General features: G+C 70.8%; 13 protein-coding genes and 1 pseudogene. 2 read left to right on the forward strand and 12 right to left on the reverse strand.

The window, feature by feature from the left end:
* Positions 1-574 precede the first annotated feature (574 nt).
* Together EIZ45_RS36110 and EIZ45_RS36115 are read right to left on the reverse strand one after the other, a co-directional pair.
* Positions 575-1135, reverse strand: coding sequence for a cysteine hydrolase family protein (locus tag EIZ45_RS36110; RefSeq protein ID WP_043830035.1), 561 nt, complete (start codon positions 1133-1135; stop codon positions 575-577).
* A gap of 59 nt (positions 1136-1194) precedes the next feature.
* Positions 1195-1719, reverse strand: a complete 525-nt coding sequence (locus EIZ45_RS36115; protein ID WP_043830037.1) for a MarR family winged helix-turn-helix transcriptional regulator — start codon at positions 1717-1719, stop codon at positions 1195-1197.
* A gap of 80 nt (positions 1720-1799) precedes the next feature.
* On the opposite strand from EIZ45_RS36115, the gene EIZ45_RS36120 reads away from it, so the two are divergent.
* Positions 1800-2621 carry an oxidoreductase gene (locus tag EIZ45_RS36120; protein WP_134668100.1) on the forward strand — a complete coding sequence of 274 codons (822 nt, stop codon included), beginning with the start codon at positions 1800-1802 and terminating at the stop codon, positions 2619-2621.
* Between the two features lie 29 nt (positions 2622-2650).
* Here the strand turns inward: EIZ45_RS36120 and EIZ45_RS36125 are convergent, their stop codons facing one another.
* From EIZ45_RS36125 to glgX (EIZ45_RS36155), 7 genes and pseudogenes are all read right to left on the reverse strand, one after another.
* Positions 2651-4102 (reverse strand): S1C family serine protease, encoded by a 1452-nt coding sequence (locus EIZ45_RS36125; protein WP_134668101.1) that lies wholly within the window; start codon positions 4100-4102, stop codon positions 2651-2653.
* 201 nt (positions 4103-4303) lie between these two features.
* Positions 4304-5128: pseudogene (locus EIZ45_RS36130) on the reverse strand (family 16 glycosylhydrolase); the annotation flags it as partial.
* A 495-nt stretch (positions 5129-5623) separates the two neighbouring features.
* On the reverse strand, positions 5624-7825 hold the full coding sequence (glgB, locus tag EIZ45_RS36135) for a 1,4-alpha-glucan branching protein GlgB (RefSeq protein WP_134668102.1): 2202 nt from the start codon (positions 7823-7825) through the stop codon (positions 5624-5626).
* Positions 7826-7830: 5 nt separating this feature from the next.
* The gene (locus EIZ45_RS36140; protein ID WP_370318232.1) at positions 7831-9243 is read right to left on the reverse strand and encodes an aminoglycoside phosphotransferase; all 1413 of its coding nucleotides are present in this window, start codon (positions 9241-9243) and stop codon (positions 7831-7833) included.
* A 1-nt stretch (position 9244) separates the two neighbouring features.
* On the reverse strand, positions 9245-11038 hold the full coding sequence (gene treS / locus EIZ45_RS36145) for a maltose alpha-D-glucosyltransferase (RefSeq protein ID WP_037815557.1): 1794 nt from the start codon (positions 11036-11038) through the stop codon (positions 9245-9247).
* Between the two features lie 90 nt (positions 11039-11128).
* Positions 11129-13108 carry an alpha-1,4-glucan--maltose-1-phosphate maltosyltransferase gene (locus tag EIZ45_RS36150; protein WP_134668103.1) on the reverse strand — a complete coding sequence of 660 codons (1980 nt, stop codon included), beginning with the start codon at positions 13106-13108 and terminating at the stop codon, positions 11129-11131.
* Positions 13109-13466: 358 nt separating this feature from the next.
* Positions 13467-15611, reverse strand: a complete 2145-nt coding sequence (glgX, locus tag EIZ45_RS36155) for a glycogen debranching protein GlgX (RefSeq protein WP_134668104.1) — start codon at positions 15609-15611, stop codon at positions 13467-13469.
* A gap of 169 nt (positions 15612-15780) precedes the next feature.
* Between glgX (EIZ45_RS36155) and EIZ45_RS36160 the strand changes: the two genes are divergently transcribed.
* Positions 15781-16443 (forward strand): helix-turn-helix transcriptional regulator, encoded by a 663-nt coding sequence (locus EIZ45_RS36160; RefSeq protein ID WP_370318234.1) that lies wholly within the window; start codon positions 15781-15783, stop codon positions 16441-16443.
* 104 nt (positions 16444-16547) lie between these two features.
* On the opposite strand, the gene treZ is transcribed toward EIZ45_RS36160, so the two are convergent.
* Genes treZ through glgX (EIZ45_RS36175) form a run of 3 tightly spaced genes read right to left on the reverse strand, consistent with a single transcriptional unit; the run spans position 16548 to position 22668 of the window.
* Positions 16548-18254, reverse strand: coding sequence for a malto-oligosyltrehalose trehalohydrolase (gene treZ / locus EIZ45_RS36165; RefSeq protein ID WP_134668148.1), 1707 nt, complete (start codon positions 18252-18254; stop codon positions 16548-16550).
* The gene (gene treY, locus EIZ45_RS36170) at positions 18251-20545 is read right to left on the reverse strand and encodes a malto-oligosyltrehalose synthase (RefSeq protein ID WP_134668105.1); all 2295 of its coding nucleotides are present in this window, start codon (positions 20543-20545) and stop codon (positions 18251-18253) included. The genes treZ and treY overlap by 4 nt, the downstream gene beginning before the upstream one ends.
* On the reverse strand, positions 20542-22668 hold the full coding sequence (gene glgX / locus EIZ45_RS36175) for a glycogen debranching protein GlgX (protein WP_037815545.1): 2127 nt from the start codon (positions 22666-22668) through the stop codon (positions 20542-20544). The genes treY and glgX (EIZ45_RS36175) overlap by 4 nt, the downstream gene beginning before the upstream one ends.
* Positions 22669-22702 lie beyond the last annotated feature (34 nt).

The raw sequence follows: 22702 nt of genomic DNA on the forward strand, positions 1-22702 counted from the left end.
TGGTCCATCCGCGGCTTACACGGTTGCCATGACACGGCCCTGGCTTCCGCTCCGACCTGCTCTGGCCCTCCAGCCAGGCTCAACTCGAGACCCGCTCGCCCAGTCCCGGCCCGCCGCCCGACACCGAGCCAGGCGCGCCCTGCGAATGCGCCCGGCCACCCGCAGCCCGCCGACCGAGTCCGCCCCGCGAACGCAACCGACCAACCGCAGCCCGCCAGCCGAGCCCACCCCACGAAACGCAAGCGGCCAGCGCACGCTCCGCGTGCGAGACGTCGCGCGCCGCCGGGGCACGGACGATCTGCTGGTCCCGGCTCCCCGGCTTGTGGGTTCGGCTCGCGCTCCCCCGCGCAGATCGGCTGACCCGCCCTGGAGGATGCTCGAGCCCCTCTGCTTCCGGCTCCCGGAGACGGTCTCACGCTCCGAGCCGCGACCACTCGCGGCCAGGGCTGCTCCGGCTCCGGCTCCGGCTCCGGCTCCGGCTCCGGCGACAGTTCCATCCCGCAGCCCGCCGGTCCCACGTGCCGGACGCGAAAGCCTCCGCCCCCGCAGCACCCTTCCGGGATCCCCGCCGGTCTCACGCGCCTGGCTTAAAGGCGACCTCCTTCGTAGCGACAGTGCCCGCAGTCCGACCGGGGGCGGTCTGATGGGTCCAGTACAGGTTCGTGTGCGCGATGACCTGCGCGGGCGGCGGCGCGCCCCACTTCGTGCGGTCGCCCGTGGTGTGGGCGTCGCTCACCAAGGTCGCGTCGTAGCCGCGGACGAAGGCGCCGTGCAGGGTGGAGCGGATGCAGGCGTCCGTTTGGGCTCCGCTGACCACCAGGTGTCCGACTCGCAACTCGGCGAGGACCGACTCCAGGGTGGTGTCTTCGAAGGAATCCCCGTACGTCTTCTCCACCAGAGGCTCAGACGGCGACGGCGTCAGTTCCGGGACCAGGCCCCATTCCGGGCTCCCCTTCGCCAGGCCTTCGCCGTTGTGCTGAACCCACACGACGGGAACCTCGGCCTCCCGGGCCTTGTCCACCAGCGCGGCCACGTTCGCCACGACGTTGTCTCGCTCGTGCGAGTCCTCGACGACGCCGTTCTGGACGTCGACGACTAGCAGTGCGGTGTTCGGCCGGTTGTCGAGAGTGGTCATCGGATCTTCCCTCCAGTCAGGTACCGCTCACGCTAGCGCCGCCCACCGACAAAAAACTGTCACTCGGGGCGGAGGGCATCGTGCTGGGAGGACGGGCCGAACTCGGTTTCGAAGCGGGTCAGCAAGCGGGAGAGGAGAGCGTTGAGGTCAGACAGGTCAGCCTCGTTCAGGACCGCGTTGAACAGAGACTGTTCCCGTTCGGTGCGTTTCCGGGTGGCGGCGGCCCAGCGGGCGCGGCCTTTGCGGGTCAGGCGGACGGGGCGGCTCCGGCCGTCCGAGGACGCGGCGACGCGTTCTACCAAGCCTGCCCGTTCCAGGCGGTCGACGCGGACCGTGACGGTTCCGGAGGTGACGCCCAGGCGGTCGGCCAGTTCCTTGGGCGTGAGGACGGCCGCGCGGCCGGAGCGGTGCAACGCCGACAATGCCTGCCAATCCCCCACGCTGAAGCCGTATTCCTCCGCGACCCCGCGCAGCACCTGCTCGAACTGCCGCGACAGCCGTCCGATCCGCTGGCGGGCTGCTTCGACCTGCTCGTCCACGCCGTCGGGCATCACGGCCAGCCACTCGGGCAGGCCCGCCCCCACTGAGTCCAACTGGACACTCCCTCGATACTCAAGGTAGTTTGATTTGAGTATCAAAGTAACTGGTCCTGGGGAGGTCCGCAATGTCCGGACGCGTCTGGTTCATCACGGGAGCGAGCAGCGGATTCGGCCGTGTGCTCGCGGAAACCGTGCTGGCGCGCGGGGAAAAGGTCGTGGCCACGGCTCGCGACACGAGTGTGCTCGAAGACCTGAAGACGTTCACCGCCCGGCTGGACGTCACTGGTCCGGCGTCGGTGGAAGCGGCGGTGAGCGCGGCGATCGCCGAGTACGGGCGGATCGACGTGCTGGTCAACAACGCCGGGCACGGGCTGGTCGGGGCACTCGAGGAACTGACCGACGCGCAGGCGCGGCAGGTGCTCGAGACCAACGTGTTCGGCGTCCTCAACGTCACGCGCGCGGTGCTGCCGCATCTGCGGGCGCAGCGCAGCGGGCACATCGTGCAGTTGTCGTCGGTCGGCGGAGTCGTCGGGAACCCGGGGCACGCGCTGTACGCGACGTCGAAGTTCGCGCTGGAAGGGATGTCCGAGGCGCTCGCCGGGGAGGTCGCGCCGCTCGGGATCCGGGTGAGCCTGGTGGAACCGGGGCCGTTCCGGACGGACTTCGCCGGGCGGTCGATGACGTTCTCCGAGCCCATCGACGACTACCGCGACACCCCGGCAGGCGTGATGCGCCAACGGTTTTCCGCGCAGGACGGTGCACAGCCGAACGATCCGGCGAAGGCCGCCGAGGCCATTCTCAAACTGGTCGACACCCCGGACGCGCCGCTGCGGCTGCCGCTCGGGCCCGAGGCGGTGACCCGGATCCGGGCGAAGCTCGAGCAGCAGCTCGCCGATCTCGCGGCGTGGGAGGAGGTTTCGCTCGACACGCGGTATCCGGACGACTGAACGATCCAGCCGTCCGGACCGCCGGCGAGTCAGCCCACGGGGCCCTCGGCGGGCACGACGGTGACATCCTGCTGCTGACCGGTCTGGTCGACGACGGTCACCGTCAGCTTGTCGCCGGGGTGGTGCTGGTCCATCAGGGTGGTCAGCGCGGTGGGCGAGTCGACTGCTTTGCCGTCCACCGCGGTGATCACGTCACCGGCGGCCAAGCCGGCCTTCGCGGCCGCGCCGTCGGGGACGACCTGCTGGATCACCGCACCCGAACCGGTTCCGCCCTGCTGTTGCTGCTGTCCGGCATCGCTGACGGTCACGCCGAGGAACGCGCTCTTTCCGATGTGGACGGTGTCGGAGCCGGTGCCGCCGACGATCTGGTGCGCGATGGAGATCGCCTGGTTGATCGGGATCGCGTAGCCCTCGTTCCCGCTCGAACCCTGGGAGCCGTCGCCCTGCGAGTCGCCCGGGGAACCCTGCGAGTCGCCCTGGGAGCCCTGGGAGTTGTCGCCGGGGAAGCCGTTGCCGAGCCCGCCGTGGCCGCGCCGTCCGCCGCCGTTGAACTGGTACCCGGCCGACGCCGCGGTGTCCACGCCGACGACCTGGCCCTGCGCGTTCACGAGCGGGCCGCCGGAATCGCCGGACTGGATGTTGGCGTCGACCTGGATCAGGCCCTGCAGCTTCTCGGACGAGCTGTTCGATTCGTCGGACGCGGTGATCGACTGGTTCAGCGCGGTCACCCGCCCGCCGGCCGGGATCGGCGCTCCCCCGGCGCCGCCCGCGTTGCCGAGTCCGACGACCGCGTCGCCGACCTTCACCGACGACGAATCGCCGAGCGTCTCCGTCGCCAGCCCGGACGCGCCGGCCAGCTTGAGCACCGCGACGTCGTGGCTGCGGTCGTAGCCGAGCACGGAGGCGGTGTACGTCTGGCCGTTGCCGATGTCGGTGACCTTGATGCTCGTCGCCCCCTCGACGACGTGGTTGTTCGTGAGCACCTCGCCGTCGGAGGTGAGCACGATGCCGGTGCCCGCCGCGGCCGCGCCCTGGTAGCCCAGCTCGGTGTTGATGTTGACGATGCCCGCGCTGACCTTCTTCGCGATCGCCTGCGGATCGATCGCCGTGTTCGACGGGTTGGTCTGGTTGCCGATCGAGCCGAAGTTCTGGTTCCCGGACACGCCGGGCGGCGCGGACGGCGTCCACACGAAGTGCCCGACCCCGAGCCCGACGGCGACCGCCACCACGATCGCGCCGACCGTGACGGCCGCTGTCCGCAACGGGTGCTGCGCACGATGCTGCGGCAGCTGCTGCGTCGGATAAGGCTGACCGGCGTACTGGCCGCCCGGCTGGGGACCGTACGCGCCGGGCGGCGGAGTGCCCCAAGCCTGCTGCTGTGCCCAGCCCTGCTGGTACGGCTGCCCCGGCGAATAAGGATGCGCCTGCCCGCCGTAGCCGGGCTGTCCCTGGTCGTGCCCGCCGCGCTCCTGCTCGTTCATCGTCCGCTCCCGCGTCTCGTCACCCTCCGCCAGCTCAGCAAACACCCGCTACCTGAGATTTTCCTTGCCGTGATCCGTGCGGAAGCTGTGTACCCGGGACCGGGCACGGAAAAGCCCCGTCCGGCTCGGGAAAGAGCCGGACGGGGCCCGCGGAGACCGCGCCTTCTCCGCGCCGCCGTGATCCGGCGGCGAGGGTGGTCAGCTCACGTGCACGTAGTCGACCACCAGCTGTTGCGGGAACTGCGTGCTGCCGTCCGGGTCGCCCGGCCAGTCGCCGCCCACCGCGAGGTTGAGGATCAGGAAGAACGGGTGGTCGTACACCCATTTCTTGCCGTTGAGGTCCGCCGGGGTGCGGGTCTGGTAGGCCTGCCCGTCGACCAGCCAGACGATCTTGTTCGGCGACCAGTCGACCGCGTAGGTGTGGAAGTCGTCGGAGAAGTTCGGGCCGGTGAACGCCGCGCCGATGCCGCCCGCACCCGAGTAACCGGGGCCGTGGATCGTGCCGTGCACGGTGTTCGGCTCCTTGCCGATGTTCTCCATGACGTCGATCTCGCCGTCGTCCGGCCATTGCCCGCCGCCGAGCATCCAGAACGCCGGCCACATCCCTTGCCCGCGCGGCAGTTTCATCCGCACTTCCATGTGCCCGTACGCCTGGCTGAACTTGCCGGACGTGTTCAGCCGCGCCGAGGTGTACTGGCACGCGCCGTACCAGCAGGTGTTGCCGGAGTCCTCTTTCTTCGCGGTGATCACGAGGTGGCCCTGGCCGTCGAGCGCGCCGTTCGCCGCGCCCGCGGTGTACCACTGCCGTTCGTGGTTGTTGCCGTTGTTGTCGCCGGTTTCGTAGGTCCACTTGCTGCCGTCGGCGGGCGAACCCGCGGGGCCGTCGAAATCGTCGGAGAACCCGGCGGCCGGGGCGGCGGCGGGGGCGGCGTGCCCCGCGGGCGTCAGCGCGACCGCGCCGGCGAGGGCGAGCGCCGCGGGGATCGCGAGCCGCCGCCAGCGGGAGGAGGTGGGCGTGGACGTCATTGTCATCCCTCAATCACTCGAGGGGCGGCCTGGCGGCGCCACCCCGGGTTTGTTGTGGATGGCAACAAAGTATGCCCACCAGCGCCTTCACCGGCAAGACGTCGCGTGGGTCATTTTCCGACCGGGAGCGGCGAAAGGCGCTCACGGGAGGAATTCCGGGCAATCCGGGAGGGATGGACGGGCAACCGGCACCGGTCCGGACCGAAACCGGCCTGGCGCCGGGCCGGTCTCGGCGAGGTGCGTGAGAGCGACCTTCACGGACGCTGATTCCCAATGCCAGGAACTCAAGAGGTGCGGCAGGTGCGTTTCGAGGCGTATTCGCCCAGTTCGGCGGTGTGGCCGGGCAGGATCTGGGGTCAGCGGTCCGTGAGGGCCACCCTGAGGGAATCTGATTCCCTGAGGGTTCCCCTCACGACCCGCCGCCGTGCGGGAGGGCCACCCTCACGCACGCTGACGCAGGGCCCGCACGACCAAGCGGCAGCGGGCCCGAAAGGATCACTCCTCCACGGACGGACGCTCCTCCAGCAGCCACAACACCCCGCTCGGCGGCAGTTGCAGCACCGCCGACGCGGGCTGTCCGTGCCACGGCTCCTCGGTCGCCTCCACCGCGCCCAGGTTCCCGACCCCGGATCCGCCGAACGACTCCGCGTCCGTGTTCAGCACCTCGGTCCACCGGCCCGCCGACGGGAGGCCCACCCGGTAGTCGTGGTGCGGCACTCCGGCGAAGTTCGCGATGCAGGCCAGCCGCGAGCCGTCCGCGCCGAGGCGCAGGAAGCTCAGCACGTTCCCGGCCGAGTCGTTCGCGTCGATCCAGCGGAAGCCCTCGGGCCGGACGTCGCCACTGAACAGCGCGGCGGTGTCCCGGTAGATCGCGTTCAGCTGCCGGATCAGGTCGCGCACGCCGCGGTGCAGCGGGGTGTCCAGCAGGTGCCAGTCCAGCGACCGCGACTCCGACCATTCGCGCGGCTGGCCGAATTCGCCGCCCATGAACAGCAGCTGCTTGCCCGGATGCGCCCACATGAACGCCAGCAGCGAGCGCAGCCCGGCGGCCTTGTTCCAGTCGTCGCCCGGCATCCGTTCCCACAGCGAACCCTTGCCGTGCACCACTTCGTCGTGCGACAGCGGCAGCACGAAGTTCTCGCTCCAGGCGTACACGAGCGAGAAGGTCATCTCGTTGTGGTGGTACGCCCGGTGGATCGGCTCGTGCGACAGGTAGCGGAGCGTGTCGTGCATCCACCCCATGTTCCACTTGAAGCCGAATCCCAGGCCGCCGAGATGGGTCGGACGGGTGACGCCGGGCCAGGCGGTGGATTCCTCGGCGACCATCACGACGCCCGGGTGTCGCTTGTAGACAGTCGCGTTCAGCTCCTGCAGAAACCGGACCGCGTCGAGGTTTTCCCGGCCGCCGTACTCGTTCGGCAGCCACTCGCCGTCCTTGCGCGAGTAGTCGAGGTACAGCATCGAGGCGACCGCGTCGACGCGCAGGCCGTCGAGGTGGAACTCCTCCAGCCAGAACAGCGCGTTCGCGACGAGGAAGTTGCGCACCTCGTTGCGGCCGAAGTTGAACACGAGCGTGCCCCAGTCCGGCTGCTCGCCGCGGCGCGGGTCCTCGTGCTCGTACAGCGGGCTGCCGTCGAACCGCGCCAGCGCCCAGATGTCGCGCGGGAAGTGCGCGGGCACCCAGTCCACGAGCACGCCGATGCCGCGCTGGTGCAGGTGGTCGACGAGGTAGCGGAAATCGTCCGGCGAACCGAAGCGCGACGTCGGCGCGTAGTAGGAGGTGACCTGGTAGCCCCACGAGCCGCCGAACGGATGCTCGGCCACCGGCAGGAATTCGACGTGGGTGAAGCCGGTTTCCTCGACGTAGTCGGCCAATTGGTCGGCCAGTTCGCGGTAGCCGAGCCCGGGCCGCCACGAGCCGAGGTGCACCTCGTACACGCTCATCGGCGCGTCCGCCCAGTCGGTCGCCTCGCGCCGGGCGACCCAGTCGCCGTCGCCCCAGGTGTACTCCGATTCGGTCACCTTCGACGCGGTCGCGGGCGGCACCTCGGTGGCGAACGCCATCGGGTCGGCTTTCTCGTGCCAGTGCCCGTCCGCGCCGAGGATGCGGAACTTGTAGCAGCTGCCGACCGGGACGCCGGGCACGAACAGCTCCCACACGCCCGAGGACCCGAGCGAGCGCATCGGGTGGCCGCGGCCCTCCCACCCGTTGAAGTCGCCGATCACCCGCACGCCGCGCGCGGTCGGCGCCCACACCGCGAAGGACACGCCTTCGACGACGCCGTTCGGGGTGTCGTACCGGCGCACGTGCGCGCCGAGCACGTCCCACAGCCGTTCGTGCCGTCCTTCGCCGATGAGGTGCTGGTCCAGCTCCCCCACCGTCGGCAGCCAGCGGTACGGGTCGTCGGTGACGACAGTGTGGTTGTCGTAGCCGACTTCGATCCGGTAGTCGCCCGGGTGCTCCGGCAGCGTCGCGGCGAACAGCGCGTCCGCCACGCGGTCCAGCGGAACGCGGCGCTCGCCCGCGACGACCGACACCGACGTCGCGCCCGGGCGCAGCGCGCGCACGACGATGTCGCCGCCGGCGGTGTGCACGCCGAGCACCGAATGCGGGTCGTGGTGCTCGCCCGCCAGCAGCCGGTCGATGTCGAGCGGAGACGGGGCCGCCGAGGGCAGATCCGCGGGGACAGCGTTCACGGGGGTCACTCGCTTCCGTCGGTGCTGCGGGCGATCGCCGCCAGCGGCACGCTCAGCCAGTCCGGCCGGTTCGCGTGCTCGTAGGCGACCTCGTACACCGCTTTGTCCAGTTCAAAGGCGCGAAGCAGGTCCACATGCTCCAGCGGGTCGCCGACCGGGCCGCCGGCGCGCGCGTACCCGGCGCAGAACGCGGCGCGGTTGCGGCGGGCCCATTCCATCGCGTGCCGGGTCACGTCCGCGTTCTCGGGCTGCCCGACGAGCCGCTGGTGCGCCGCGTAGTCGAAGGACCGGAGCATGCCCGCGACGTCGCGCAGCGGCGAGCGCAGCGCGTGCCGTTCCGCGACCGGGGCGGCCGGTTCGCCTTCGAAGTCCAGCAACAGCCATCCGTTGACGGTACGCAGCACCTGGCCCAAGTGCAGATCGCCGTGGATGTACTGCAGCGAGATCGGCGCCTCGTGCGCGCGCACGGCCTCGAACACCTCGCGCAGCGCGGGCGCGTGCACCGCCAGCTCCGGGACCGCCTCGGACACCTGGTCGAGCCGTTCGGTCATCGCGCGCACCGTGCGGTCCAGCTCGTCGCCGTCCGCGGGCTCGGTGCCCAGCGCGGTCGCGAGGTCCGCGTGCACCTCGGCCACCGCGGCGCCGAGCCGCTCGGACTCCCCGGCGAAGTCGCCGCCCGCCTCGGCCGCGGGCTGGTCCGGATCGGCCAGCAGGTCCCGGACGCTCGTGGTCGCCATCGCCCAGCCGTCGACCGCGTCCGGCAGGAACTCCTGCAGCATCCCCATCGTCGCGGGTTCGCCGTGCAGTTCGCCGGAGATCGAGCCGACCACGCGCGCCACGTGCTTGCAGCCCGCGCTTTGCAGCGCGCGGTGCAGCAGCAGGTCCTTGTTCAGTCCCGGGCTGAGCTTGCGGAACAGCTTGAGGATGTACTGCCCGCCGTAGACGAGCGAAGTGTTGCTCTGCTCCGCGGTGATCGGCCGCGAGCGCAGCCCGGGTTCGAGCGTCGCGTCCGGTTCCGCGGCGAACCGCAGCGTCCCGGCGGACCCGCCAGCCGCCATCCGGTCCAGCAGCCCCGCGGTGAGGTCCGCGTCGCCGCTCGCCTCGTAGAACCGCTCGCCGAGCAGCGCCGCCGACGCCACCTCGGGAACCCCGGACCGGCGGCCGACCAGCAGCTGGTACGGCTCGGTCCGGTCGCCCTGCACCACGTCGACGACCGCGTGCACCAGCAGCGGATCCGGGCCCGCCAGCACGGTGAGGCTCGCCGGGCGGACCTCGTCGACCGGCCGGTCCTTGCCCGCGAACCAGCGCTGCGCGGGCAGCCAGTCCGGCAGCAGGGCGGCCAGCGCCCCGGACAGCTCGGGCGGTTCGGACAGTGCGGACAGGTCAGGCGGGGAACCGTGGGGCGACAGCGGACTCACCTCATTCTTCCGGCTCGAGCAGCTGGAACCAGTAGAACCCGTGGCCGGGCAGCGTGAGCAGGTACGGCAGCTCGCCGATGTCCGGGAAGCGCACCCCGCCGGTCAGCTCGACCGGCGTCGCGCCCTGGTGCGCGGACAGGTCCAGTTCCACCGGCTGCGGGAAACGGGACAGGTTGTTGACGCACACCACGACGTCCTCGCGGCCGTCCGGGCGCAGCCACCGGCGCTGGTAGGCGAGCACGCTGGGGTTCGAGCCGCCGAGGTCGGTGAAATCGCCCTGGCCGAACGCGTGGTGCTGTTTGCGGACCTCGATCATCCGGCGCGTCCAGTTCAGCAGCGACGCCGCGTTGTCGGCCTGCGCCTCGACGTTCAGCGCCTGGTGCCCGTACACCGGGTCCATGATCACCGGCAGGTAGATCCGGCCGGGGTCGCAGGTGGAGAACCCGGCGTTGCGGTCCGGGGTCCACTGCATCGGGGTGCGGACGGCGTCGCGGTCGCCGAGCCAGATGTTGTCGCCCATCCCGATCTCGTCGCCGTAGTAGAGCACCGGCGAGCCGGGCAGCGACAGCAGCAGCGCGGTGAACAGCTCCTGCTGGTTGCGGTCGTTGTCCAGCAGCGGGGCGAGCCTGCGGCGGATGCCGATGTTGGCCTTCATCCGCGGGTCTTTGGCGTATTCGGAGTACATGTAGTCGCGCTCTTCGTCGCTGACCATCTCGAGCGTCAGCTCGTCGTGGTTGCGCAGGAAGATGCCCCACTGCGTGCCGGACGGGATCTGCGGCGTCTGCAGCAGGATCTCCGAGATCGGGAACCGCGACTCCCGGCGCACCGCCATGAAGATCCGCGGCATGAGCGGGAAGTGGAACGCCATGTGGCATTCGTCGCCGCCGGACTCCGCGTCGCCGAAGTACTCGACCACGTCGCTGGGCCACTGGTTCGCCTCGGCCAGCAGGATCCGGCCGGGGTACTCGTCGTCGACGACTTTCCGGCAGCGCTTGAGGAAATCGTGCGTGCGCGGCAGGTTCTCGCAGTTGGTGCCTTCCTGTTCGAACAGGTACGGCACGGCGTCGAGGCGGAAGCCGTCGATGCCGATGTCGAGCCAGAACCGCAGCACGTCGATCATCGCGTCCTGCACGGCCGGGTTCTCGTAGTTCAGGTCCGGCTGGTGGGTGAAGAACCGGTGCCAGTAGAACTGGCCGCGCACCGGGTCGTAGGTCCAGTTCGACGTCTCGGTGTCGACGAAGATGATCCGCGCGTCGGCGTAGCGGGAATCGTCGTCGCTCCACACGTAGTAGTCGCCGTAGGGGCCGTCCGGGTCCGAGCGCGACTGCTGGAACCACGGATGCGCGTCCGAGGTGTGGTTGAGCACCAGGTCGGTGATCACCCGGATGCCGCGCCGGTGCGCCTCGTCGAGCAGGTACACGAAGTCCTCGACGCTGCCGAATTCCGGCAGCACGGCCCGGAAATCGCTGATGTCGTAGCCGCCGTCGCGCAGCGGCGAGGCGTAGAACGGCGGCAGCCACAGGCAGTCCACCCCGAGCCAGGCGAGGTAGTCCAGCCGGCCCGCCAGGCCGCGCAGGTCGCCGGTGCCGTCGCCGTTCGAATCGGCGAAGGCGCGCACCAGCACCTCGTAGAACACCGCGCTCTTGAACCATTCGGGGTCCTTCGGCGCCGCGTGCGCGTGCGCGAAGTCGTCCGCCTGCGGTTCGACCAGCAGGCCGTCGGCGGTCACCGCCTCCCCCGTGTGCGGCACGTCCGCCAGTCCCGCCGCGGCGCCGGGCCGGCTCTCCTCGTCCATCCGTTCCACCTTGTCGTGAGTCGCGTGTGCTGAGCAGTGGTTATCCCGTTCGGCGCCGGGATAACCACGGGGGTCGGAGCGGCCGCGGCGTCAGGCCGCGAGCCTGCGGCGCAGCGCGACGATGTGCGCCACCGCCCGCCACGGTTCGAGCCGGACGAAGTTCGCCTGGCCCCAGTCCCACGTCTCGCCGGTGACCTCGTCGTGCGCGATGAGCCGCTCGGTCCAGTCGAAGCCGAGCGCGGGCAGGTCGAGCCAGAGCGTGCCCTCTCGCGCGTTGTGCGGGTCGAGGTTCACGATCGCGACGACCGTGTCGCCGGTCGCCGGGTCCTGTTTGGAGTAAGCGAGCAGCGCGTCGTTGTCGATGTGGTGGAAGCGCAGCGACCGCATGCCCTGCAGCGCCGGATGCGCGCGGCGGACGGCGTTGAGCCGGGTCAGCCACGGTTCCAGCGAACGGCCCTCGGCGAGCGCGCGGGCGAAATCGCGCGGGCGCAGCTGGTACTTCTCGGAGTCGAGGTACTCCTCGCTGCCCGGCCGCACCGCCTCGGATTCGAACAGCTCGTAGCCGGAGTACACGCCCCAGGTCGGCGACATCGTCGCGGCGAGCGCGGCGCGCAGCGCGAACATGCCCGGACCGCCGTGCTGCAGCGATTCGTGCAGGATGTCCGGGGTGTTGACGAACAGGTTCGGCCGGCCGTGGTCCCAGTGCTCGACGAGGTCCGTGCCGAACTCGGTGAGCTCTTCTTTCGTGGTGCGCCAGGTGAAATACGTGTAGCTCTGGGTGAAACCGAGTTTCGCGAGTCCCCACAGCCGGGCCGGGCGGGTGAACGCCTCGGCGAGGAACAGCACGTCCGGATGCGCGTCCTTCACCGACTGGATCAGCCACGCCCAGAAGTCCGGCGGCTTGGTGTGCGGGTTGTCGACCCGGAAGATCCGCACCCCGTGCGACACCCAGTGCAGCACGACGCGCAGCACCTCGTCGTAGATGCCGCGCGGGTCGTTGTCGAAGTTGACCGGGTAGATGTCCTGGTATTTCTTCGGCGGGTTCTCCGCGTACGCGATGGTGCCGTCCGGGCGGGTGGTGAAGAACTCCGGGTACTTGACGACCCACGGGTGGTCCGGCGCGGCCTGCAGGGCGAGGTCGAGCGCGACCTCGAGGCCGAGCTCCTCCGCGCGCGCCACGAACGAGTCGAAATCCTCGATCGTGCCGAGCTCCGGGTGGATCGCGTCGTGCCCGCCCTCGTCCGCGCCGATCGCCCACGGCGAGCCGACGTCGTCCGGCGTCGCGTCGAGAGTGTTGTTGGGGCCCTTGCGGTTCACCCGGCCGATGGGGTGCACCGGCGGCAGGTAGACGACGTCGAAACCCATGCCCGCGACGCGGTCCAGCTCGCGCTCGGCGGTGGCGAAGGTGCCGTGCACGGCGCGGCCCAGCGCGTCGACCCCGCCGGTGGAGCGGGGGAAGAATTCGTACCAGGAACCGAAAGCGGCGCGTTTGCGGTCGACCCACAGCTTCAGCACGCGGCCCTTGGTGATCAGCTCGCGCACCGGGAAGTCGTGCATGAGCTGGCGGACCTCGGGCGAGAGCGCGGGCCCGACGCGCTCGGCGAGATCGCGTTCGTCGTCGCGCAGCGCGGCCGCGGCCCCGGCGAGCAGCGGGCGCTCGGCCCGGCGCTCCGGGCGGCGGGACACGCGGTCGAGCAGCAGCGCCCCGCTTTCCAGGTCGTTCGCCAGCTCCCCCGGCCCCTGCCCGGCGGCGATCTTCACCTCGACCGCGTGCTCCCAGGTGGCCCACGGATCGCTCCACGCGTCCACCCGGTAGGTCCACATGCCCTCGGCGTCGGGCACGATCACCGCGCCGAACCGGTCGAGCCCGCGGCCCTGTTCGGTCATCCGCGTCTGGCGCGCCGCGCGGTCGCCCGGACCGCGCCAGGCGACCGTCGCGGCGACCGCGTCGTGGCCCTCCCGCCAGACCGTGGCGGTGACGGGGAAATGTTCGCCCGCAACGGCTTTGGCCGGATACCGGCCGCAGCTGACAATGGGTGCGACGTCGTCGATCCCGAGCCTGCCGGTCATGGCGATGCCCCTTTTTCACGGTGGGTGGGAGGGTGGTCGGAGGGTGCTTCCGCGAGCACGGTCAGTGTGCCTGATTCCTCCAAAGCCGTTGACAGCGGGGCCTTTTTCTGATTTTCCCGCCACCCGGTCGGGCGAAACGCCCCCATTCGGCGGAACTCCCGGACGCATTCCCGTCCCCCGCCCGCAACACGCTCGCCGAATTGCGTTAACAATCGGCGGCGCGTTCCGGTGATTACCGGTGAGTATCGGTGCGGATGTCCGGGTGACGGTTTCTCGGCGGCGGCTGACTGCAGTCAGGATGCCCCATGACGCCCGCGGCGATCACGCGAAGCGCCCGCACTTCTCGGACTCGGGCTCCTTACAGCTGCGGGATCTCCACCGTGTCCCGCGGCGCGCGCAGCAACAGCAGCGACCGCGCCTCGACCGTGATCCGCGCCTTGGGCTCCAGCACGCCGGGGTTGGCCGGGGTGCCGTCGGCGGTGCTGGTGTCCAAAGTGGGCTTGAAAGTCTCGCCGTACTCCGGGCCGGGCAGCACGATCTCCGCCGGTTCCGCGCCCGCGTGCAGCACCAGCAGCCACGAGTGGTCGGTGACGAGCGCGCCCTCGCGGTTGCGCGCCTGGCTGTTCGACCCGTCGATCCACATGCAGAGCGTGCGGCGGTCCTCGTCGAACCAGTCGATCTCGTCGAATTCCTCGCCGTCCGGGCGGAACCAGACGAGGTCGGGCTTGCCGGTGACCGTGGTGCGGCCCTCGAAGAACTCCGGCTGCCGCAAGGCCGGGCTGTGCGCGCGCAGCCGGACCACGCGGCGGGCGAAGTCGAGCATCGGCTCCGACGCCTCGGTCGGGGTCCAGTCGACCCACGACGTTTCGTCGTCGAGGCAGTAGGCGTTGTTGTTGCCGTGCTGGGTCCGCCACATCTCGTCGCCCGCGGTGAACATCGGGGTCCCGGTGGACAGCAGCAGCGTCGCGAACAGGTTGCGCGCCTGGCGGGTGCGCAGCGCGACGATCGCCGCGTCGTCGGTCTCGCCCTCCGCGCCGTGGTTCCACGAGCGGTTGTCGTTCGTGCCGTCGCGGTTGTCCTCGCCGTTGGCCTCGTTGTGCTTTTCGTTGTAGGACACCAGGTCCCGCAGCGTGAAGCCGTCGTGCGCGGTGACGAAGTTGATCGACTGCCACGGGCGGCGCAGGTTGTGGTCGTACAGATCGGACGAGCCGGACAGCCGGTACGCGAGGTCCCGCACGCCGGTCGCGCCGCGCCAGAAGTCGCGGACGGTGTCGCGGTAGCGGCCGTTCCATTCGGCCCACTGCGCGCCGAAGTCGCCGACGCGGTAGCCCTCGCCGGTCGCGTCCCACGGTTCGGCGATCAGCTTGCAGCGCGACAGCACCGGGTCGGTGGTGATCGCGGTCAGCATCGTCGACTCGCGGTCGAACATCTCGCCGCGCGGGCGGCCGAGCGTGCTCGCCAGGTCGAAGCGGAACCCGTCGACGCCCATCTCCTGCGTCCAGTACCGCAGCGAATCGGTGACCAGCCGGACGACCGTCGGCGAACCGGCGTCGAGGGTGTTGCCGCAGCCGGTGAGGTCGGCCATGTGCCCGCGGCGGGTGTGCAGGTAGTACGCCGGGGCGTCGAGGCCGCGCAGCGAGAGCGTCGGGCCGTCCGGGCCGCCCTCGCAGGTGTGGTTGAAGACGACGTCGAGCAGCACCTCGATGCCTGCCGCGTGCAGGGCCGCCACCATCGTGCGGAATTCCTCGATCTCGCGGCCCGGTTCGCTCGCGTAGCCCGCGTGCGGCGCGAAGTAGCCCAGCGGCGAGTAGCCCCAGTAGTTGTGCCGCCCCGAGCGGATCAGCGCGGGCTCGTCGGCGAACGCGTGCACCGGCAGGAGTTCGACGGTCGTCACGCCGAGCCGGGTCAGGTGCTCGATCGCGACCGGGTGCGCGAGGCCGAGGTACGTGCCGCGCAGCGCTTCCGGGATGAAGGGATGCTGCTGGGTGAACCCCTTCACGTGCAGTTCGCAGATCACCGATTCCTCGAACGGCACCTCGGGCTTGACCCCGGTGTCCTGCCCGCCCGGCGAGGCGACGACCGACAGCGGCACCGCCCCCAGCGAGTCCACAGTGGACATCGGACCGCGCTCGGGGTCGCCGGTGAAGCCCTGCGCGGCGTGCAGGCTGGCGAGCTTGCCGTCGATCCGGCGCGCGTACGGGTCGACGAGGAGCTTGGCCGGGTTGCAGCGGTAGCCGTGCGCCGGGTCGTACGGGCCGTGCACGCGGTAGCCGTAGTGCTGACCGACGGTGACGCCCGGGACGAGCCCGTGCCAGACGCCGAACGTGCGTTCGGTCAGTTCGATCCGCCGCTCGGAACCGTCGTCGCCGATGAGGCACACCTCGACCGCGTCGGCGACGGCGGACGTCACCGCGAACCGGACGCCGCCCGCCTCCGGGTGGGCGCCGAGCGGGAACGGACGTCCGGCGAGGACCTGGTTGTCGGATGCGGGTCGCTGTGCCATGCGCCGATCCTTTCAAACCCTCGGCGGCGACGGGCTCCGGCGCTTGGCTGAACTTGCCCGGAGCAGGGGTGATGACCTGGGCCGACGACGGCGGCAGTAGGGGTTTGAGCCGGGCGTGCCCCCGGGATCCCTGACAGGTTCTGTCAGTGGACCAGGGCATGCTGGCCGCATGCGCGCGAGCCGGCTCGTCTCTCTCCTCTTGCTGTTGCAGGCCCGCCAGCCGAGGACCGCCGCCGAACTGGCCGCCCGGCTGGAGGTCTCGCCGCGCACGGTCTACCGCGACATCGAGGCGTTGAGCGCCGCCGGAATCCCGGTGTACGGCGAGCCCGGCCACGACGGCGGATACCGGCTGGTCGACGGCTACCGCACCCAGCTGACCGGTCTGACCAGGCAAGAAGCCGAGGCGCTCTTCCTCACCGGACTCCCCGCCGCGGCCTCCGGGCTCGGCCTGGGGCCGGTCGCGGAGAACACGGAGCGCAAACTGCTGGCCGCGCTCCCGGCCGAACTGCGCTCCCACGCCGACCGGGTCCGCGAGCGGTTCCATCTGGACGCGGCGTCCTGGTACCACGACACGGAAGCCACGCCGCAGCTGCCGACGGTCTCGGACGCGGCGTGGCAGCAGCGGCGAGTCCGGATCCGGTATCAGCGCTGGGCCGCGCCCCGCGAAGTCGCCCGGACCGTGGAGCCGCACGGTGTGGTGCTCAAGGCCGGGCACTGGTATTTGGTCGCCCGGCATTCCGGGGAGTTCCGGACTTACCGGGTGGCGCGGATCGTCGAGGCGGCGATGCTCCGCCGCTACGCTCCGCCCGGGCGCCCCGATGAAGGTACGTGAGGGGAACCCTGAGGGAATCTGAGTACGTGAGGGTTCCCCTCACGTACCTCCGCCGTGCCCGGCGCGTCTCGCGGGCCGGTGCCGCGATCCCCGGCCCCCGGAGATCAGCGAGTAACGAGCAGCACGAACGACTCCGCGGGCAACATCGTCGCGTCGCCGACCTCGGGGTTGCCCCACGAAGCCAGCACCTCTCCCGCCACCGGAACCTCGACCGGCTTCGCCCCGAAGTTGCACGCCAGCCGCAGCGTGCCCCGGTGCAGGATCAGCCACGCATCGTCCGGCGGGGTCTCCACCACGACGCGGTCCAGCCGCGGATCGGTCAGCTCCGGATGCGTGCGGCGGAGGCGGATCAGCGTCCGGTACAGGCCGAGGATTTCCCGGTGGCCCGGTTTGCCCGGTTCGGTCCAGTCGAGCCGCGAGCGGGCGACGGTGGCCGGGTCCATCGGATCCGGCACGTCCGTTTCGCCCCAGCCGTGCCGGGCGAACTCGCGGCGGCGGCCGGTGCGGACGGCCTCGGCCAGTTCCGGGTCCGGGAACGACGCGAAGAACTGCCACGGCGTCTCCGCGGCCCACTCCTCCCCCATGAACAGCATCGGCGTGAACGGCGAGCAGAACACCACCGCCGCGCCGCAGGCGAGCAGGCCGGGCGAGACTGTCGCGGACAGCCGGTCGCCCGTCGCGCGGTTGCCGATCTGGTCGTGGTCCTGCAAGTAGGCCAGGAACCGGTGGCCGGGGGCGACGCGCCGGTCCAGCGGGCGGCCGTGGACGCGCGAGCGGAACGACGACCAGGTCCCGGCGTGGAAGAACGCCTCCCGCAGGGTCTTGGCCAGCGCGCCGGGCTCGGCGAAATCGGTGTAGTAGCCGGTGGTTTCGCCGGTGAGCCGGACATGCAGCGCGTGGTGCAGGTCGTCGGACCACTGCGCGTGCAGGCCGTAGCCGCCGGCGTCGCGCGTCGTGACGAGCTTGGGGTCGTTCTGGTCGGACTCGGCGATCAGCGTCAGCGGGCGGTTCAGGGCCGCCGACAGCGCGTCGACCTCGGCGGACAGTTCCTCCAGCAGGTGCACGGCGCGGTTGTCGACCAGCGCGTGCACGGCGTCCAGGCGGAGGCCGTCGAAGTGGAAGTCGCGCAGCCAGCCCAGCGCGTTGTCGATGACGTAGCGGCGGACTTCGTCGGAACCCGGGCCGTCGAGGTTCAGCCCGGCGCCCCAGTCGGTGCGGCCGGCGAAGTACGGGCCGAACCGGTCGAGGTACGCGCCGGACGGGCCGAGGTGGTTGTAAACGACGTCGAGCAGGACCGCGAGCCCGCGTGCGTGACACGCGTCGACCAGGCGTTTCAGCCCGTCGGGACCGCCGTACGGTTCGTGCGCCGCGCCCCACAGGACGCCGTCGTAGCCCCAGCCCGCGGTGCCGTCGAAGGAGTTCACCGGCAGCAGCTCGACGTGCGTGACGCCGAGGTCGACCAGGTGCCCGAGCCGGTCGATGACCGCGTCGAACGTGCCCGCTTCGGTGAAGGTGCCGACGTGCAGTTCGTAAACCACGCCGCCAGGCAACTGCCGCCCGGTCCACGACTGGTCGGTCCACTCGAACGCCGAGTGGTCGTAGACCCGCGACGCTTCGTGCACGCCGTTCGGCTGGCGCAGCGAGCGCGGGTCCGGCAGCGGGCGGTCGTCGTCGCCCAGCAGGAAGGCGTAATCGGTGCCGGTGACGTCGGCCTGCCACCACCCGTCCCCGGCGGCGGTCATCTCGTGGTCGGTTCCGTCAACGCGGACGCGGACGCGCTCGGCCGACGGGGCCCATACGCGGAACATCAGGAGTCCTCCCGCACCAGAAGCGCGACCGGGTACTGCTCGAACAAGGCGGACGCCTGCGGGGCATCGCCGACTCCGCGACCGGTCAGCACGTCGGTCCATTCCCCGGCGCGCAGCGGCAGCACGGTGTCGCGCCAGCCGCCCGCCCGGTCCAGACCTAGCGGCAGCCGCGTGACCGCGACGGTCAGGCCGGCACCGCGTTCGAAGGCCAGAAGGTGTTCCGCGGCAACGCCTTCGGCCTGCAGCGGCCGGTATCCGGTGAAGAGCTCCGGCCGGTCTCGGCGCAGGGTCAGCGCGCGGTGCACCACCAGCAGTTTCGCCGCGCCGGTCTCGTCGATCTCCGGCTGTTCGCCGCCCTGGATGCGGTCGAGAAGGGAGCGCCGGGCGGCGTAGTCGACCTCGCGGCGGTTGTCCGGGTCGACCAGCGAGTAGTCCCACAGCTCGGTGCCCTGGTAAACGTCCGGCACGCCGGGTCCGGCCAGTTGCAGCAGCTTCTGCCCCAGCGAGTTCGTCCAGCCCGCGCCGCGCACCCGTTTCACGAACGACTCGATGTCGGCCGCCAAAGCGGCGTCGTCCAGCACCGCGGACGGCCACTCGGCGACGGCGCGTTCGAAGCCCTCGTCGTGCTCCGTCCAGGAAGTGCGGAGTTTCGCTTCCTTCGCGGCCTTGTCGAGGTAGTCGCGCAGCCGCTCCGGCGAGATCGGCCACGCGCCGACGAGCGTCTGCCAGGCCAGGAGATTCAGCGCGGGCTCGGCGATCCCGCGCGCGGCTGTCCAGCGGCGGACCGCGACAGCGAACTCGTCCGCGACCTCCGAGAGCGCCGCCATCCGGGCGCGGGTGTCCTCGGACCGCTTCGTGTCGTGCGTGGTCAGCGTGGTCATCGTGGCCGGGGCCGCGGCCGCCCGGCCCGCGGCCAGCGTGTGGAATTCCCCGGTGCTCAGCCCGAACCGGTCCGGGTTGCCGCCGACCTCGTTCAGCGCGGCGAACCGGGTGAAGCGGTAGAAGGTCGTGTCCTCGGTGCCCTTCGCGACGACCATGCCGGACGTCTGCTGGATCCGCGTCGCGAGCTCGCCGTCAGGCGCGCCGCGCACCTGGCTGTCGAGCGCGTCGAGCGCCGGGGCCAGTTCCGGCCGCCGCTTGCGGGCCCGCGCCACGGCAGTCGCCCAGTGGCCGGACCCCTCGGGAAGGTACGAACGGTAGACCGGGAACGCGATCATCACCTCGGCGACGGCGGCGCGGGCCGCACCGGCGTCCACGCCTTGCAGCAGCGCCGCGATCCGGTGCACCTCGGCGACCAGGATGCCGTCGGTCACCAACCTCCGCGCGTTCTCCTCGACCGCGTGGTAGTCGGTGCGCACGCCCTGTTCGGCGGCGAGCCGGGTGAACACCGACGCGGCGGCCGGGTCCACGAACACGCCGGCGATCTCGCGCAACGCGTCGTATCCGGTGGTCCCGTCGACCGGCCAGCTCTGCGGCAGCGCCTCGCCCGGGTGCAGGATCTTCTCCGCGACCAGCCACGCCCCGCGCGCGCCCTCGCGGAGCCGCCGGAAGTAGCCGCCGGGGTCGGCGAGACCGTCCGGATGGTCCACGCGCAGGCCGGTGACGTCGCCGTCGGACACCCAGCGCAGCACCTCGCCGTGCGTTTCGGCGAACACCTCCGGCCGCTCGACGGCGACCGCGGCCAGGTTCGTGATGTCGAAGAACCGCCGGTAGTTCAGCTCCCGGTTGCCGCGCCGCCAGCCGACCAGCTCGTAATGCTGGCGCGCGTGCACCTCGGCCGGCGTGCCGTCGCCGGTGCCGGGCGCGATCGGGAAGCGGTGGTCGTAGTAGACGAGTTCGGCATTGTCGGCACTGCCCTCGACGGTCAGCTCGGCAACCGCACTGTCCTCGCCGAGCACCGGCAGCAGCAGCCTGCCGCGGCTCCAGTCGATGTCGAAGAACGACGCGTACGGCGATTCCCGGCCGTTCCGGAGAACGTCCCACCACCACTGGTTCGCCTTCGCGACCTCGACCGACATGTGGTTCGGCACGATGTCCACGACGAACCCGAGCCCGGCGTCTTTCAGCCGCGCTGCCAACGCCTTTCGCGCTTCTTCGCCGCCCAGTTCTCCCCGGGCGCGCGTCGGATCGGTGACGTCGTAACCGTGCGTCGACCCGGGTGTCGCGTCGAGCATCGGCGAGCCGTACAACGCCCCGACGCCCAGCTCGCGCAGGTACTCCACGATCGCGGCGGCGTCGGCGAAGCCGAACTCCGGCCGCAGCTGCACCCGGTACGTCGAGGACGGCGTGCTCATTCGCTCTCCTTCGCCGTGCGCTGGAGAACCACGAGCGAACGCGCGGCGAGCGTGAACTTGCCGCCGCCTTCGACCGGTTCGACGCCGCAGTCCCCGACCGCCCCGGTCCGGGTGTCCACCACGACTGTCCATTCGCGACCGTAGCCGTTGCCCGGCAGCGTCATCGCGATGTCCTCCCAGTGCGCGTTGAACGCGAGCAGGAACGAATCGTCCTCCACCGGCATCCCGCGCGGGTCGAGATCCGGGATCCCTTCCCCGTTCAGGAAGATCACCACGGACTTGCCGAACGCGTCGTCCCAGTTCTGCTCGGTCATCTCCTCGCCGGCCGGGGTGAACCAGGCGATGTCGCCCAGTTCCTCGCCCTTGCGCACCGGCTTGCCCTGGAAGAACCGGCGGCGGCGGAACACCGGATGCGCCTTGCGGAACGCGGCGAGCGCGCCGGTGAACTCGACCAGGTCGGCGTTCTCCGTGGCGAGCTCCCAGTCCATCCAGGACAGTTCGGTGTCCTGGCAGTAGGCGTTGTTGTTGCCCTGCTGGGTCCGGCCCAGTTCGTCGCCGTGCAGCAGCATCGGCACGCCTTGGGACAGCAGCAGCGTGGCGAGCAGGTTCCGCCGCTGCCGGGCGCGCAGCGCGAGCACCTCCTCGTCGTCGGTCGGGCCCTCGACGCCGCAGTTCCACGACCGGTTGTCGTCCGCGCCGTCGCGGTTGTCCTCGCCGTTGGCCTCGTTGTGCTTTTCGTTGTAGGACACCAGATCGGTGAGCGTGAAGCCGTCGTGCGCGGTGACGAAGTTGATCGACGCGAACGGGCGGCGGCCGTCGTCCTGGTACAGGTCCGACGAACCGGTGATCCGCGAAGCGAACTCGCCGAGGGTGGACGGTTCGCCGCGCCAGAAGTCGCGCACGGTGTCGCGGTACTGCCCGTTCCATTCCGTCCACAGCGGCGGGAAGTTGCCGACCTGGTAGCCGCCGGGCCCGACGTCCCACGGTTCGGCGATCAGCTTCACCTGGCTCACGATGGGGTCCTGCTGCACGAGGTCGAAGAACGTCGACAGCCGGTCGACGTCGTAGAACTCGCGGGCCAGCGCGGAGGCGAGGTCGAACCGGAAGCCGTCCACGTGCATCTCGGTCACCCAGTACCGCAGCGAATCCATGATCAGCTGCAGCGTGTGCGGGCTGCGCACGTTGAGCGAGTTCCCGGTGCCGGTGTAGTCCATGTAGTACTGCGGATCGTCCTCGACCAGGCGGTAGTACGCCTCGTTGTCGATGCCGCGCATGGACAGCGTCGGGCCGAGGTGGTTGCCCTCGGCGGTGTGGTTGTAGACCACGTCGAGGATGACCTCGATCCCCGCCTCGTGCAGGGCGCGGACCATGCCCTTGAACTCCTGCACCTGCCCGCCCTGGCCCTGCATCGCGGCGTAGGCGTCATGCGGCGCGAAGTACCCGATCGTGTTGTAGCCCCAGTAGTTGCGCAGGCCCTTCTCGTCGAGGCCGTGGTCGGTGACGAACTGGTGCACCGGCATCAGCTCGACCGTGGTCACGCCGAGTTTCTGCAGGTGCTCGACCACCGCCGGGTGCGCCAGCCCGGCGTACGTGCCGCGCAGCCGCTCGGGGACGAATGGGTGCGTCATCGTCATGCCGCGCACGTGCGTCTCGTAGATGACCGTCTCGTGGTAGGGCACCCGCGGCGCGCGGTCGTTGGCCCAGTCGAAGAACGGGCTCACCACGAGCGAGTACGGCACGTGCCCGGCCGAATCGTCCTCGTTGAGCTGTTCCGGGTCGTCGAAGCGGTAGCTGAACAGCGCCTCGGACCAGTCGACGCCGCGGGACAGCGCCTTGGCGTACGGGTCGATCAGCAGCTTGCCCGGGTTGCAGCGCAGGCCGCGGCTCGGGTCGTACGGCCCGTGCACCCGGAATCCGTAGCGCTGCCCGGGGCCGACGCCGAGCAGGTAGCCGTGGTGGACGAACCCGTCGACCTCCTCCAGCCGCGCGCGGGTTTCGTTGCCCTCGTCGTCGAACAGGCAGAGATCGACGTGCTCGGCGACCTCGGAGAACAGCGCGAAGTTCGTCCCCACGCCGTCGTAGGTCGCGCCGAGCGGGTAGGGCTTTCCGGGCCAGGGCCGCACAGGGCTTCTCCTTGGGCATCGGTTTACGTTGTCC

Origin of the sequence: Amycolatopsis sp. CFH S0740, from assembly GCF_004522315.1 — a bacterium.
Classification (GTDB): Bacteria; Actinomycetota; Actinomycetes; order Mycobacteriales; family Pseudonocardiaceae; genus Amycolatopsis; species Amycolatopsis nivea.